This window comes from Paenibacillus tritici (assembly GCF_013204885.1).
Taxonomy (GTDB): domain Bacteria; phylum Bacillota; class Bacilli; order Paenibacillales; family Paenibacillaceae; genus Paenibacillus_AQ; species Paenibacillus_AQ tritici.
On the sequence record NZ_JABMKX010000005.1, the window covers coordinates 263,220 to 278,328 of the forward strand.

Consider the following 15,109-nt stretch of genomic DNA (forward strand, 5'->3'; position numbering starts at 1 on the left):
AGTGTAACATAGCCCGTTCACACTTTACATTCTGCGGTGCTTGCGCAGAGCCAGCACATTGAGCAGCATGAACAGCAGGGAGAAGCCGATCAGCATGAAGACATCCCGTGCGATATCTTCCCAGCCTTGGCCGCGCAGCATGATATCCATCAATGCCTCCGAGCCATAGTAGATGGGAGTTGCGAGTCCGATGCGCTGCAGCCAGAGCGGAAGGGTATCCAGCGGAAATAACCCGCTCAGGAAGATCTGCGGCACAATGACCAGGGGGATGAACTGGATCATCTGCAGCTCATTGGCGGCAAAGGCGGAGAGCAGTGTACCGAGCGTCAGCGCCGACATCGACAATAGCAGGGTCATCAGGAGGACATAGCCGAAGCTGCCGTTCATCATAATCCCCAGCACCTGGATCGAGAACCAGGAGATCAGCAGGGCCTGGAAGATAGTGAAGATGCCGAAGCCGCAGACATAACCGGTTACTATCTCCCAGCGCTTCAGCGGGGTGGAGAGCAGACGTTCCAGTGTTCCCGTTGTCCGCTCGCGCAGGAAGGAGACACCTGCGATCAGGAAGACGAAGAAGAAGACAAATACCCCAATCATAATCGGGCCGAAGCGGTCAATCGTCTTCATATCCTGGGCGCCGTAGAGATAGCTGATCTGCGGCATGTGTGACCCGCTGCCGGATGCCGCAGGCTGGAGACTCTGCGCAGCTTCCTGCAGCGCCATGATTACGGCGCGGTTCGCCGCAGGGTTGCTGCCTTCGAGGACAACGGAGGGAGTGCTTCCCTTCATTGTAATGAACGCATCAATGTCGCCCGCCTTCAGGGCGGCATTGCCGGAGTCTACATCGCCATATCCGGTAACCTCCGCCTGCTGGGCTTCCAGGGCTGTGCGGAACACCGCCGTATCGGCGGACACACCGATCTTAGGCTCATAGGCAGGGCTGCTAAACACCAGGCTCATCAGGCTAAGCACCAGCAGGGGAGCGATGAACATCAGGGCCATGGTTCTTTTATCATGGATGAACTGCTGCAGAATTCTCTGGGTAATCGCACGGATTCTCATTGGCGCACCCCTCCATAGTAGAGGAAGGCTTCCTCGATGGTGGCGGAGCCGGTAGCCTGAAGCAGTCCGGCCGGAGTATCCACAGCCAGCAGAACGCCATCCCGGATCATCGCCAGCCGGTCACATTTCTCCGCCTCATCCATCACATGTGTGGTCAGCACAATCGTCGTTCCCTTGCGGTTCAGCGCCTTCAGCTCCTGCCAGATGGACCTGCGCAGCACCGGATCAATGCCCACGGTAGGCTCATCCAGCAGGAGCAGCGGCGGCTCATGCAGCAGGGCGATCGCCAGGGACAGACGGCGCTTCATGCCTCCGGAGTATTGATCCACCCTTTTGCGCAGATGCTCCTGCAGGTTCACCAGCTCCATGACATCTCTGATCCGGCGTGTGCGGTTGCCGCCCTTCAGTCCATAGAGAGAGGCGAAGAATTCCAGATTCTCCTTGGCGCTCAGTTCAGTATACAAGGCATCCGCCTGGGCCATATACCCGATTTGCTGCAGCATCTTAAGCTTCGGCATCCGAACACCGAGGAGCTGGACCTCACCGGAGGTCGCCTCGTCAATGCCCGTGAGCAGCTTGATCAGCGTAGTTTTGCCGGAGCCGGAAGGTCCCAGAATCCCGAAGGTCTCTGCCTCATCCACCTGGAGCGTAATATTCTTAAGTACCCTTTTATTGCCAAAAGACCGGTCCACACCGGTAACCTCAATCACAGGCTTCACCTGATTCATGCCTAATTCCTCCATTCTCACAGTAATGAGTGAGCGCTCACTCATTATACTAATGATTTCCCGTTCAAAAGTAAATCTCTTTCTTTGGCCTGCAAAATTATTTTGAATTCTATAGATTGTCCGTTTACCCCCACCCTATATCCGGGTAATAAAGGGGACATTTAAGATATCCGGCATCTTGGAACCCCATTCCCTAAAGGCGGTGGAATCATGGCAGGACCTAAGCTGCTCCTGACTCTGGGAGTGCTGCTGGCTGCGGCCGGACTGAGCGGCTGCTCCGATTCAGGCAAGGAGGCCGGCGGCGGACGTTTTCATACCTTGGCCGAAGAGAACACAGAGGCACAGCAGTATCTGCCTGAGGATCTGCCGATTCCCGAAGGTGCAGGGATTACTTTTACACAAGGCGATCTGGCAGAGGGCAAGAAATCGTCCATGCTGATCTATCAGACGAATGAGAGTATGGCCGCGCTTGGCACTGCCTATCAGAAGTATGTAAGAGAGAAGGCGCTGGAACGCGGGACGGAGATTGTGGACAGCCGCAACATTCTCATTAACGGCAAAGTGAAGGGGGCCTATTCCTATTCCATTATTGGGAGCAGCTCGGAATCGCAGAGCGGCGGGAACGAGATTATCGTGACATGGATCGAGAATTAACACAGGTTTGACAATAGACCGGTCCGGGATGCTTTTCCCGGGCGGGTCTTTTATTTTTATTTGTACAGTTAATATTTCCATAACATTCCTGCGCAACAGAATTGACACTCGTAGACGAAAATAACAGTAGCAGTTACCTATAGGAAAAGGGTGAATCTAATTGACAAATCGTAAATGGATCGGTGCGGCCCTGGCTTCAGCACTTCTCGTAACAGGGGGAGCCGTTAGCGTTCTGGCCACAAGCAGCCAGGTGAGTGCCGCAGCCGTGAAGACAGCCGCAGCTGAGGAGAGCAGCACGACCTGGAGCATCAACGGTACGCAGGTTGCACTCAGCACCATCAACAGCGGCGGGTATAAGCTCTACTCCTTAAGCCAGGTAGCCGCAGAGCTGGGCGCCGGACTTGTGCGGGGAAGCAGCGGATTCCAGCTGAATGACAGCAAAGGACTACATAACGTACAGATCCAGGCAGGTGTGAGAAGCTATCAGGTAGACGGAGAGACCCTGGAATTTACAGTTGCGCCTGTAATGCATGACCGTAAAATCTACGTGGAGCTAACGAAGCTGGTTACGGCACTTGGCGGCGAACTGCAGGCTGATGCCCGCACTATCCTGAGCTTCGCCCGGCCGGCAGGTTCATTCGACACCCTTCACTGGAGTGCGGACGGTGGCCTGATCGCCAGCCAGAGCGACGCTGAATCTGCGCTGCTCTATAAATTCACCCAGACCCCGGGTAATTATGATCTGTTTACTACCAGCGAAGGTGCAGTGGATTATGCGGTGTCTGCCGATCAGCAGTGGGGCGCATTTAACGATGAGACCGGCCAGCTGAAGCTGATCAACCTGTCCACCGGCGTAATCAGCTCCCTTGGCAAAGATACCAGCGTGAAGACGGATCTCGTATGGTCCGGCGACGGCAAGACGATCTATTTCGTCCAGGGCGACAAGCAGGAGAAGCTGGCACAAATTTCAGTGGAGACCGGAGAGGTCAAGTCTCTGCTTGAAGATAAAGTCGAGAACAAATCGGAGCTTCGTGTATCGGCCGACGGCAAAAGTGCCGTGTACATTGTCAATGTGACAGGCGTTGCCAAGAATGACGCTGACAGCACAGAAGCTTCGCTTACCGTAGACTACAGCAAGGCGGGAGAACAGCTGTACAAGCTGGATCTCACCACCAAAGGCGCCAAGCCGGCAGCTCTGACTACGGCACTCGACAACAAGCTGTATCCTGAGATTCTTGCAGGCGGCAGCGTAGTGTACCTGAGTGCTGATCCAGACGGCAATGCCGCTAATACCTTGAAGCAGATTGCCGCAGACGGCACCACCTCAGACATCGCCCTCAGTGCAGAAGCTAACTGGTCCAAGGGTGTCACCACCGGCCTGATTGTTTCCGGCACTACAGCAGACGGCAGCACAGTGATCTACTCCATTGCCGGCAACGCCGCTCCGGTTGAATTATACCGTACAGCGGATGATGTATCGGAAGTGTCTGTATCGGGCGACGGCAGCAAGCTGGCCATTGTCAGCGATGGTAAAGTGCTAGTGATTCAGAACGGCAAAGCTCTGGAGCTGTCCAGTTCACCAGAAGCCGTTAATTAATACCAACATATATCGGCGCAGGTCGCCGGGAGGAGAATTCAGACATGAAGGTTTTTCGGAAATTAACAGTTACAGCGCTCACCGCAGTTATCGCACTTACCGCATCTTTTGCAGGGGTAGCTTCAGCAGCAGACAGCCTTAAGGGTAAAATCACCGTCAACGGATCTACGGCCCTGCTTCCGCTGACCTTACAGGCCGCCAAAGAATTCCAGAAGCTTCACCCGAAAGTGAAGATCGCGGCTTCCGGCAAAGGCTCCGTGACCGGGCCCCAGGCCGTGAAGAAAGGGATTGCCGATATCGGAGCCTGTGACTGGGATGCCAGCATTGATGTTCCGGGCTTCAAGGCTTTTGACGGGCAGGTGGCGAATAAGGTCGCAGTTATTCCTTTTGCAACCATCGTCAATAAGAACGTCGGCGTAGACAACCTGACCACAGAGCAGCTTAAAGGAATCTATTCCGGCAAAATCACCAACTGGAAAGAAGTCGGCGGAGCGGATGGAAATATCGTAGTGATCACCCGTGCCTTCGGTTCCGGTACCCGTGTCAACTATCAGGCCAAGGCTCTGGGTGGCGGAGATATCGTCAAAAAAGAGAAGAACTACAAGGAAACCGGCTCCAGCGGCGACATGAAAACAGCGGTAGGCACTACTCCGAATGCTATCGGATACATCGACCTTGTCTATGTAACCGGCGGTGATATCAAAGCCGTGAAGTTCAACGGTGTCGAAGCTACTACAGATAATGTGATCAACGGCTCGTACAAGATTTGGGCATATGGCTACTATATGACGAATGGCCAGCCAACCGGCGCGACCAAAGAATTCATTGAATATGTGCAGAGCAAGAAATTCCAGCAGGGTTCGCTCAAAAAGCTGAAGTTCATTCCGATCTCTGCCATGCAGAACTAAGCTTCAGCAGCACGCAAGACCATAGATGGATAGGCAACAGCGGCCAGCTCCGGTTATACGGGGTTGGCCTCTTACAGGAGGGAAAGTATGGGCGCACCGGTGCATGGCCTGACAGCACAGACGGCACAGACACAGGCAAGGCTAGAGGAAGTTAAACGTAACACCAAAAGACACCGAAGACATTTGCTTGGCAACAGCATATCCCGTTATTATTTCTTGTTCAGCATCCTTGCGCTGTGTCTCGTGCTTGGACTAGTTATTGTATTCATCGGCCAAACGGCGCTGCTGCTCTTCGCCCGCATCTCACCGCAGGACTTCTTCTTCTCGTTCAACTGGACGCCCGAAGAGGAGGCGTTCGGCGCCGCGGCCTTCATTGTAAATACATTGTCGCTTACAGCGCTGACCCTGATTATTGCTGTGCCTGTATCGGTAGCAATGGCCGTACTCTGCGCGGAGATTGCGCCGAAATGGCTGAAGAGCTTCATCCGTCCGGTACTGGATCTGCTGGTCGGTATTCCTTCTATAGTATATGGCTATCTTGGACTGACCGTCCTCCTTCCCTTCCTGCGCAGAGTCAGCGGGGAAGGTCTGGGGGACGGGCTGCTCGCCGCTGCCCTTGTGCTCGCACTGATGGTGCTGCCGACGATATGCCGGATCAGCGATGATGCGATCGTCTCTGTTCCGCGCAAATACCGGGACGCTGCTTATGCGCTCGGCTCGACCCGTCTGCAGGTCATTATGCGTGTCGTTCTCCCGGCAGCCAGCCGGGGAATTATCTCGGCAGTAATTCTGGGCATGACCCGCGCAGTCGGTGAGACCATGGCGGTGGTTATGGTCATCGGCAATACGCCGCAGCTGGCGAAGAGCCTGTTCGCGCCAACCTCCGTACTGACCAGCAATATCGTTATGCAGATTTCCAACGTCGAATTCGATTCTACCTGGAACTATGCTCTGCATATGATGGCATTCCTGCTGCTGCTCATTTCATTTGTGCTGATCCTGATCATCCGGCTCCTGGGCCGCAAACGGAGGGATGCCTGATGAACGGATTCACCCGCACACGCCATTCGGCAAGAGCCCAGCGGCGCAATAAGCTGGCGACTATAGGCTTCTATACCTTGGGCGCTCTGGTCATGCTGCTGATTTTCTGGCTGCTCTTCACCATCCTTAGCAAAGGCTTGCCGGCGCTCAGACCGGACTTCCTGATCAAGCAGCCGGAAGAGATTGATCCCGGCGGCGGAATTGGTCCTGTCCTCTTCAACTCCTTCTACATCCTGTTCATCTCCCTCCTGATCTCGGTTCCCGTCGGGATTGGTGCAGGAATCTATATGGCGGAGTATGCGCCGGATAATGCCTTCACGGGTGCGCTGCGCATCTGCGTGGAATCCCTGTCCTCGGTGCCGTCCATCGTGTTCGGCCTCCTGGGACTCGCGATCTTCGCCGAGTACTTCGGCGTCGGCCTCACGATTCTCGGCGGGGGAGTCAGCCTGGCGCTGCTGAACCTGCCGATGCTGGCCCGCGTCACCGAGGAAGCGGTGCGCGCGGTTCCCGGCGAGATCCGTGAAGCCGGCTATGCCCTCGGCATGACGAAGTTCCATGTCATCCGCAAGGTGGTCGTGCCGGTAGCCCTGCCGGCCATCGTCACCGGCGTCTGCCTGGTGGCCGGACGCGCCTTCGGGGAGTCGGCGGTCATTATCCTGACCGCCGGACTCAGCACCTCCGGCGAGATGTGGGATTTCAACCTGTTCTCACCGGGCGAGACGCTGGCTGTTCATCTGTGGTACGTGCAGTCCGAGGCGATTGTCGAGGATGCGCGGCAGATCGCCGACAAATCCGCTGCGGTGCTGGTATTTGTCGTCCTGCTGATCAACTTTATGTTCCGCTTCCCGCTGTGGCTGGGCAACCGCCGCCGGGGACGCTGAGACTTAGATAGAACTGTGCTTTGATAGAAGCTGTGTTTATATAACAGGCTGCCTTACTGTGGATGATCCACGGCGGGGCAGCCTGTTTGGCGTAATTGAATAGCCGCTTCTGGGCCGGTGCGGCTCACTTCAATCTCCTCCAGCTCTATTTTCCGGCATGGATATGCTATAATCTGACATAGAAATTATTGCAAGCCAGGGGTACCGGCTATTAATCAATAAGGAGGCAGGACCATTTGGACATTCGGAGGACAAGCCGCAATGAGCCGAAACGGAAGGGTTCGCCCAAGCAGCAAGTAAATATTGCACTGCCAGTTCCGGAGCTGCAGGCGATTCTGCGGGCAGCCGATGACATCATTACCTTAGGCGGACGTACGCAGTTAGCCAAGATCCTGAAGGGCTCCAAGGAGAAGAAGCTGCTTGAGCGTGGCCTGGACCGCAATCCCTCCTATGGTTTTTACAGGGAGCTTACGCTGGAACAGATTATGGAGAAAGTAGATACGCTGATCCATACCGGTTACCTGAAGACCGAACTGTACGGTAAGCTTCCGATGATCGAATTCACTCCTCATGGCTGGACTCTGGAAAGAGAACGGCGTGCGGAAGAGTTTCTGCGGGAATGGGATCAGTGGCTGGATAACGGGATTACGCCGGTAAGCATGGACTATTTGAAGGAGCTTAACCGGGGCATGATCTTTCTGTTTCTGTTCAAAATTCTAGGTTCCGGCGACAGGAAGTACATCCCTTTTTTACAGCAATGGCAGCCCATAGAGTTCAAGAAGGTACAGGCTGAGATCGGGCAGGTAATAGCAAGCCTGAATGAGCGTGAACGGCTGGGGGAGAGGGAGTGGCAGGAGCTGCTGCGGGAACGTTCGCAATCATTGATTATACGTTCGCGTGATCCCCTTATTCTCGTGTGTCAGCAATGCGACGGTCTGTTTGTGTTCGATGAACTTGATCTGAGCTGTTACGGGGCGGACGGGATTCACTATCCCGAGCAGTGTCCGGGTTGCAGGCTTGAGGAGAGTGGCGTGAATGAATAGGCAGGAGCTGCGCAAGAAGGTACACCATACCGTCAATACCCTTGTTTGGGAAAAGGGCTTTGTCAATCCATTGGATGTATTCTTAAGACTTGGGGCTGTCACGCCTGAGCTGGCCGAAGAATGAATAAGCAACACCATAAGAGAGGGGCCTTCCAATGTTCAATACTGAGCAAGTAAAAAGCTTTATCCTCCATCCGGGGCCAGCCGTGAGCAATACCGCTTTGAAATATTTTGCCGACAGTTTCTTGTATGAGCACGATACTACGCTGATGCCGCTTGTCTTAAAAAAACTGAAACAATGCGATCCCCAAGAGGTTCACCTGTTCCATGCCTATAAGTTCCCGCAGACCGAGGAGACCATCCGCGAGCTGCTGGATTGGTACCATTCTCCTTCCACCCACTATAATACAAGATTTCAGGTGCTGGGAATTTTGACGAATTGTGATCTTCAGCTATTGTCCCCGTTCATGGAGTCCGTTCAGGAAATTCCGGAATGGAAAAATAAGGTGGATCAGAAGATTCGCCTCGCAGAGATGACAGATCAGGAGCTACTGGACGAATTCAACTTGTTTCTTGAGCAAAGCGCGGGAAAATACTGGGATAAGTTCGATAATGTGTACGGGGATGAGCTAGTGAATGAGCTGTCGCTTAGACAGTGTCTGGGCGCTGATACTGTGCTGGAGAAGCTGCGCGATAACGACCCGGATTCTCCAAGCTACGAAGTCCACTATCTAATCCAACTGGCAGGGCAGATGAAGCTGGAGGCGGCTATCCCTGTGCTGTGCAGTTTTTTGGGTGCAGATGATGATTTGCTTCCGTCCACTTCTGTTGTCGCGCTGGTTCAAATAGGCACAGCCAGCGTAATCAAGACGTTAACCGAGCAATATATCTCTGCTACAGAGGAATTCTTCCGGCTGTTTGCCGCTGATGTATTGGGAAGAATTAAGCTGCCTGACTCCGAGGAGGCACTGCTTGCCTTACTGCCGGAAGAACGTGATATTACCAATGCGACTAAGCTGGCTGATGATCTTTGCCAATTGGGGTCAAGCCAAGGTTTTCCGCTAGTTGAGGCGATGATAGAGGACGGCTATGACGATGGGTACTTGAATCTCACAGAGTCCATCTATGCTTACTGTGTAATTGCTGATATGGCTCACCCGTCACTGCCGCAGTGGAAGAAGAAGCTTGATGCGGAAGAGGCTCGGATAGCCAAGCATAAGAAAGAAATGGACCGGATGTTTAGAGCCAAAGCCTCTATAGGAACTTATAACAGACTGAACGGAACGGACAAAACGTACACAGCCCCGGCCAAAGTAGGCCGCAACGATCCTTGTCCTTGCGGAAGCGGGAAGAAGCATAAGAAGTGCTGTGGTGCGTAAGCAGGAAGAAGCATAAAGGTGTTTGGTGCGTAAGCTGAATACCATGAGCTGTTGGCGTAGGGGGCAGACGCAGGTGCAGGCACAGACACAGGCCCAGGTACAGGTACAGGTACAGGTACAGACAGACGCAGGTACAGGACCAGGCACGGGCACAGGTCATAACCTCTACCGCACCAGCCCTACCGCTGATCATCTCTACCGCACCAGCCCGCCGCTGCCTCATCCCTTGGGATGTTAACAAATATAATCTTTTGGAGTAGGGCACAGGGCAAAGACGCAGGTGATCACCCCCACCGCGCCAGCCTTACCGCTGATCACCTCTACAGCACCAGCACCGCCGCTGCCTCATCCTTAGGGTGTTAACAAATTATAGGCAGGTTTCGGGGTTAGCTGGAGAGTTGTGCGGACACAGAGGACGTTACTTGGCGAAAAAGACACCAGCTCTGCCTGTACTGTCCGTTACGGACTCAGGAGACGTTATATTGTACTTTGGAGCGTAAACGGGGGCTGGAAGAGGTTACTTTAACGGTATCATCTGAGTCGGCATGGCCTGCGGCGGTCTTTAGCCGGAATTAGTTGGATATTTGACACTTACTTATGAGCGGAAGAGCTACTTCCAGGGAACAGTTGGAAAAACAGCACTTATTCGGCTACCAATCAATCAGAGTTGAGGAAAAGCATGAAATTAAATGACGTTTATCCAATTAATTCCGCCAGATGCTGCAAACCGTCCAATTTAAGATACGTTTTTCTAACTGTTAAGGCGGAAGGGATGCAGCCAAAATACGGCTGATTGCGAAGTAATCCTATCGAAGCTTATGCTCCAACGCCCCCGGCTGCCGCCAAGGGTTCTCATCCTCCGGACGACAAAACAGCCTTCCCGAGGGAAGGCTGTTTCTATGACGTCCCGGAAGGGATGCAGCCAAAGTACGGCTGATTGCGAAGTGTTCCTAGCGAAGCATATGCTCCAACGCCCCTGGCTGCCGCCAAGGGTTCTCATCCTCCGGACGACAAAACAGCCTTCCCGAAGGAAGGCTGTTTCTATGACGTCCCGGAAGGGATTCGAACCCCCGACCGTGCGCTTAGAAGGCGCATGCTCTATCCAACTGAGCTACCGGGACATGTGAACTGACTGAAAAGCAAGCAAAAATTATGTTATCATACATAGTTAACTTTTTCAACTTGTTTTTTTGAAACCGCACGGGGATATGCTATAATCTACAATTGATTAAGGTTCGGACGACAAATGTATGGAGAAAAGGAGGTGCCCTCATGAATCAATTCAATTCCCCGGCCAAAGAGAATATCGTGCTGTTTCCGAAGACACTGGATTATTATCAGATTCAGCTCACGGTCATGCTGGAGAGTGAACGTTACGGGGAAGCGATGGAGCTGCTGCGTTTCTTGCTGCAGTGCCAGGGACAGGAAGAGCGGCACTACGAGGAGTGGCAGTCGCTGCTGGATTGGCTGGTGGCCGCCTTCCCCCATGCTGCGGAAGGCGGTGACGCGAACGAGGCTCCCGCAGCAGAGGAGATGGATCTGGGGGAAGAGGATATGGCCCGGATTCTTGCCAGAGCCAAGCTGGAGGAGGATGCGGACTACCCGGATAAGCTGCTGAAGCGGGTAATGAACGAACCGCTGTCCGAAGCGACCGTGCTGGCGCTGGAGCAGCTCTCCTATCTGGAGGGAGCCGGGGTAGATGAAGCGCTGACCGGCTGGCTGCAGCGGGCCGAGGTGCATCCGCTGCTCCAGTTCCGTACGCTGCAGACGCTGCGCCGCCGGGGTGCGCAGGGAGCGGTCAGGCTGAGCCGCGGCCACGAAGCCGCTGAGGTGGAGATTGAGACTGTGCCGCTGCAGAATGATGAATTCCCGGCGCAGATCGGCCAGGTGCTGGAGCGTGTGGCGGAGCAGGCGGAGGTGCACGAGCCGACGCTGTATTATTTTGCCCAGGAGCTATGGGGGCAGTTCATCATGTCGATATACGGGACTGCGGATTACCGCAAGCTGCTGGACGGGGAAGATTCGCAGCTTGATATTTGGGCGGGAGCGCTGCACCAGATGGTGTCGGAGAGCCTGAACGGGAACCGGAATGAAGAGGAAACACGGGGCCTGTATGGAATTACCGACAGCATGCGCTTCCAATTTGAAGGAGCCTACCGTTCGCTCAGGGGATTTGTAAAGAGTTCTCTACTTGATAAATAACGTAATGTTGTATATAATATAATGGTTATTCTGTGCGTGAAATGTTGGACTATTTAAGTAAACATGCAACCTATTTTTGGAGGGAAAAGTATATTATGAAAGCAACTTGGGAAAAGATAGAGAAGAACCTTGGAGTTCTTGAAGTCGAAGTAGAAGCAGACCGCGTAGCTGCAGCACTCGACAAAGCTTTTAATAAAGTGGTTAAGAAAGCAAACGTACCTGGATTCCGTAAAGGTAAAGTGCCGCGGCCGATTTTTGAATCCCGTTTCGGCGTAGAGAGCCTGTACCAGGATGCCATCGACATTCTTCTTCCTGAAGCTTACGGTGAAGCGGTTGAACAGACCGATATCTTCCCTGTAGACCGTCCTGAAGTGGACATCGAGCAATTCGCCAAGGGCCAGCCGTTCATCTTCAAGGCGAAGATCACGGTTAAGCCGGAAGTGAAGCTGGGCGAGTACAAAGGTCTGGAAGTTCCTGTACAGAAGGCAGAAGTCACTGACGAAGAGCTGGACGCTGAACTGAAACGTCTGCAGGAGCGTCATGCTGAGCTTGTGGTTATCGAAGATGAAGCAGCAGTTAACGGCGACATCACTGTAATTGACTTCGACGGTTCTGTGGACGGCGTTCAATTCGAAGGCGGACAGGCTGAGCGTCATTCCCTGGAGCTGGGCAGCAATTCCTTCATTCCAGGATTTGAAGAGCAGGTAGTGGGCATGTCCACAGGAGACTTTAAGGATGTTGAAGTGACCTTCCCTGAGACTTACCATGTTGCTGAGCTTGCCGGTAAAGTTGCCGTATTCAAAGTGAAGCTGCACGAAATCAAACGCAAACAGCTTCCTGCTCTGGATGATGAATTCGCTAAAGATGTAAGTGAATTCGACACGCTGGAAGAATACAAGGCAGACCTGAAGGCACAGCTTGAATCCCGCAAGCAGGAAGAACTCAAAGGCGTTCGCGAAACGGCAGTAGTTGATGCAGCCGCTGCTAATGCTGAAGTTGAAATTCCTGAGGCTATGATCGCCAGCGAAGTGGAGAACATGGTTCGTGATTTCGATACCCGTCTCCGCCAGCAGGGCATGAACATGGATATGTTCCTGAGCTTCTCCGGCCAGACCCGCGAAGATCTGCAGGAACAAATGAAGGGTGATGCTGAGAAGCGCGTCCGTAACAACCTTGTTCTTGAAGTGATTGCCAAGGAAGAGAAGATCGAAGTTTCCGAAGAAGAAGTTACGCAAGAGCTGGCTACTATGGCTGAAGCTTACAAGCGTACTCCTGAAGAAATCCGCACCATTCTGGCAGCCAATGGCTCCCTGAGCAGCCTCAATGATGAGATCTCCCTGCGCAAGACTATCGAGTTCCTCGTTAGCAACAGCGTGGAAGTTGAAGCTCCAGCGGCACCGGCAGAAGAAGCAGCAGAAGCAAGCGCTGAGTAATCTGCTAATCTTTACCTAGAACGGCTATCCAGTAGCCTCCATAGAGATTTGATAAGGCACGTAAGTTTTTGTTACGTGCCTTATTTTTATCGGGGCAGTCGTTTGCAAGTACATATCACGAACGAGGAATTGGCATTGTCCGTGGAATTGCGTTATAATGGCAGGCACATGAGCAATGCGGTTTGCTGGCACAGTGAATAAATGACATCCCGCTTCGAACGTGTTAAAATATTTCTGAAACGGAAAGACTAATCTGTATAGAGAAAAGAGGTTGGTGGCATGAGTCTGGTACCAATGGTTGTGGAAACGACAAGCCGGGGAGAACGCTCATACGATATCTATTCCAGATTGCTCAAGGATCGCATCATCTTCCTGAGCAGTGCGATTGACGATGATGTCGCCAATCTGGTTATTGCGCAGTTGCTGTTCCTGGCAGCAGATGACCCCGAAAAAGACATTCACTTGTACCTCAACTCGCCCGGTGGTTCTGTTACAGCCGGCATGGGTATATATGATACGATGCAATATATCAAACCGGATGTTTCTACGATTTGTGTGGGGATGGCAGCCAGTATGGGATCATTGCTCCTAACGGCTGGAGCGCCTGGCAAGAGATATGCATTGACCAACAGCGAAGTCATGATTCATCAGCCGCTCGGCGGCGTTCAGGGGCAGGCATCCGACATCTGGATTCATACAGACTGGATTCTCAAGACGAAGCAGAAGCTGAATCAGATTTATGTAGAGCGCACAGGTCAGCCCCTTGACAAAATCGAACGGGATACAGACCGCGATAACTTCATGAGCGCGGAAGAAGCGAAGGAATACGGGCTCATTGACCAGGTACTCTCTTCACCGATCATATCTTAAAGGGGTGGTAAGATGTTTAAATTTAATGATGAAAAAGGGCAATTGAAATGTTCCTTTTGCGGCAAATCACAAGAGCAGGTCCGTAAGCTTGTAGCAGGACCTGGCGTTTATATATGTGACGAATGCATCGAGCTGTGCACGGAGATTGTGGAAGAGGAGCTGGGCCACGAAGAAGAGCTGGATATGAAGGATATTCCGAAACCTAAGGAAATCCGTGATATTCTCGATCAATACGTCATCGGCCAGGAGCAGGCGAAGAAATCGCTCTCCGTAGCGGTATACAATCACTACAAGCGTGTGAACAGCCAGAGCAAGATTGAAGATGTCGAGCTGACGAAGAGTAACATCCTGCTGCTCGGACCTACAGGCTCCGGTAAGACGTTGCTGGCGCAGACGATGGCGAAGATCATCAACGTACCTTTTGCCATAGCGGATGCTACTTCCCTTACGGAAGCGGGTTATGTGGGTGAAGACGTTGAGAATATTCTCCTGAAGCTGATTCAAGCGGCTGATTACGATGTGGAGAAGGCTGAACGCGGTATTATCTATATAGATGAAATTGACAAGGTAGCCCGTAAATCCGAGAATCCGTCGATTACCCGTGACGTTTCCGGTGAAGGGGTACAGCAGGCGCTGCTGAAGATTCTGGAAGGTACGGTTGCTTCGGTTCCACCGCAGGGCGGACGCAAGCATCCTCATCAGGAATTCATCCAGATCGATACCACGAACATTTTGTTCATCGTAGGCGGTGCTTTTGACGGCCTGGAGCAAATGATCAAACGCCGTATCGGCAAAAAAGTCATCGGCTTCAACGCTGCGGCTGAAGGACAGAAGGATCTCAAGGCCGGTGAATACCTGTCCATGGTATTGCCTGAGGATCTGCTCAAGTTCGGCCTCATTCCCGAGTTCGTCGGCCGTCTGCCGGTGATCTCGACCTTGGAGCCGCTTGATGAGGGTACCCTGGTACGTATTCTCTCCGAGCCTAAGAATGCGCTCGTGAAGCAGTATGTGAAGCTGCTGGAGATGGATAATGTAGCCCTGAAGTTTGAACCGCTTGCCCTTGAAGCGATTGCCAAGGAAGCGATCAAGCGCAATACCGGTGCCCGTGGACTACGTGCTATCATTGAGAGCATCATGCTCGATGTGATGTATGAGGTTCCTTCACGTGATGACATTAAGGATTGTGTCATTACTGAGCAGGTAGTCCAGGAGAAGTCCCTTCCGGAGCTTAGTCTCAAGAAGGATAAGAAAAAAGAAGAAAGCGCGTAAGCCAGGCTTCAGCTATTTGGCCTGACACGGCTTAACAATACA

15 protein-coding genes and 1 tRNA gene are annotated in these 15,109 nt (G+C 52.9%); 13 read left to right on the top strand and 3 right to left on the bottom strand.

Translation table 11 applies throughout. The features are described from left to right. Positions 1-24: 24 nt before the first annotated feature. Both HQN87_RS10860 and HQN87_RS10865 read right to left on the bottom strand, forming a co-directional pair. Positions 25-1,062 carry an ABC transporter permease gene (locus HQN87_RS10860; protein ID WP_173132085.1) on the bottom strand — a complete coding sequence of 346 codons (1,038 nt, stop codon included), beginning with the start codon at positions 1,060-1,062 and terminating at the stop codon, positions 25-27. Beyond that, complete coding sequence (locus tag HQN87_RS10865) at positions 1,059-1,790, bottom strand: ABC transporter ATP-binding protein (RefSeq protein WP_173132088.1); 732 nt, start codon at positions 1,788-1,790, stop codon at positions 1,059-1,061. Before HQN87_RS10865 ends, HQN87_RS10860 begins: the two co-directional genes overlap by 4 nt. 210 nt (positions 1,791-2,000) lie before the next feature. On the opposite strand from HQN87_RS10865, the gene HQN87_RS10870 reads away from it, so the two are divergent. From HQN87_RS10870 to HQN87_RS10905, 9 genes are all read left to right on the top strand, one after another. After that, a complete protein-coding gene (locus tag HQN87_RS10870; RefSeq protein WP_173132091.1) occupies positions 2,001-2,444 on the top strand; it encodes a hypothetical protein in 444 nt (147 codons plus the stop codon). Positions 2,445-2,604: 160 nt separating this feature from the next. Beyond that, positions 2,605-4,041 carry a hypothetical protein gene (locus HQN87_RS10875; protein WP_173132094.1) on the top strand — a complete coding sequence of 479 codons (1,437 nt, stop codon included), beginning with the start codon at positions 2,605-2,607 and terminating at the stop codon, positions 4,039-4,041. Between the two features lie 44 nt (positions 4,042-4,085). Continuing rightward, entirely contained in the window at positions 4,086-4,949 is an 864-nt protein-coding gene (locus HQN87_RS10880; protein ID WP_173132097.1) for a phosphate ABC transporter substrate-binding protein, read from the top strand. Between the two features lie 87 nt (positions 4,950-5,036). Continuing rightward, positions 5,037-5,990: a phosphate ABC transporter permease subunit PstC gene (gene pstC / locus HQN87_RS10885; protein WP_173132101.1), complete on the top strand. Its 954-nt coding sequence runs from the start codon at positions 5,037-5,039 to the stop codon at positions 5,988-5,990. After that, positions 5,990-6,871 carry a phosphate ABC transporter permease PstA gene (pstA, locus tag HQN87_RS10890; RefSeq protein ID WP_173132104.1) on the top strand — a complete coding sequence of 294 codons (882 nt, stop codon included), beginning with the start codon at positions 5,990-5,992 and terminating at the stop codon, positions 6,869-6,871. The genes pstC and pstA overlap by 1 nt, the downstream gene beginning before the upstream one ends. Before the next feature lie 236 nt (positions 6,872-7,107). Beyond that, positions 7,108-7,914: an RQC domain-containing protein gene (locus tag HQN87_RS10895; RefSeq protein WP_216857233.1), complete on the top strand. Its 807-nt coding sequence runs from the start codon at positions 7,108-7,110 to the stop codon at positions 7,912-7,914. Beyond that, complete coding sequence (locus HQN87_RS32705) at positions 7,907-8,038, top strand: hypothetical protein (RefSeq protein WP_281424939.1); 132 nt, start codon at positions 7,907-7,909, stop codon at positions 8,036-8,038. The genes HQN87_RS10895 and HQN87_RS32705 overlap by 8 nt, the downstream gene beginning before the upstream one ends. 31 nt (positions 8,039-8,069) lie before the next feature. Next, on the top strand, positions 8,070-9,293 hold the full coding sequence (locus tag HQN87_RS32310; RefSeq protein ID WP_173132108.1) for an SEC-C metal-binding domain-containing protein: 1,224 nt from the start codon (positions 8,070-8,072) through the stop codon (positions 9,291-9,293). Between the two features lie 73 nt (positions 9,294-9,366). After that, entirely contained in the window at positions 9,367-9,531 is a 165-nt protein-coding gene (locus tag HQN87_RS10905; protein ID WP_173132111.1) for a hypothetical protein, read from the top strand. Between the two features lie 809 nt (positions 9,532-10,340). On the opposite strand, the gene HQN87_RS10910 is transcribed toward HQN87_RS10905, so the two are convergent. After that, positions 10,341-10,414 (bottom strand) — tRNA-Arg (locus tag HQN87_RS10910). A gap of 151 nt (positions 10,415-10,565) precedes the next feature. On the opposite strand from HQN87_RS10910, the gene HQN87_RS10915 reads away from it, so the two are divergent. The 4 genes from HQN87_RS10915 to clpX all read left to right on the top strand — a co-directional run bounded on the left by HQN87_RS10915 (position 10,566) and on the right by clpX (position 15,067). Continuing rightward, complete coding sequence (locus tag HQN87_RS10915; RefSeq protein ID WP_173132114.1) at positions 10,566-11,495, top strand: hypothetical protein; 930 nt, start codon at positions 10,566-10,568, stop codon at positions 11,493-11,495. Positions 11,496-11,590: 95 nt separating this feature from the next. Then, positions 11,591-12,928 carry a trigger factor gene (gene tig / locus HQN87_RS10920; RefSeq protein WP_173132117.1) on the top strand — a complete coding sequence of 446 codons (1,338 nt, stop codon included), beginning with the start codon at positions 11,591-11,593 and terminating at the stop codon, positions 12,926-12,928. Positions 12,929-13,207: 279 nt separating this feature from the next. Continuing rightward, positions 13,208-13,798: an ATP-dependent Clp endopeptidase proteolytic subunit ClpP gene (gene clpP / locus HQN87_RS10925; RefSeq protein WP_036697575.1), complete on the top strand. Its 591-nt coding sequence runs from the start codon at positions 13,208-13,210 to the stop codon at positions 13,796-13,798. A gap of 12 nt (positions 13,799-13,810) precedes the next feature. Further along, positions 13,811-15,067, top strand: a complete 1,257-nt coding sequence (gene clpX, locus HQN87_RS10930) for an ATP-dependent protease ATP-binding subunit ClpX (protein ID WP_173132120.1) — start codon at positions 13,811-13,813, stop codon at positions 15,065-15,067. Positions 15,068-15,109: the final 42 nt, after the last annotated feature.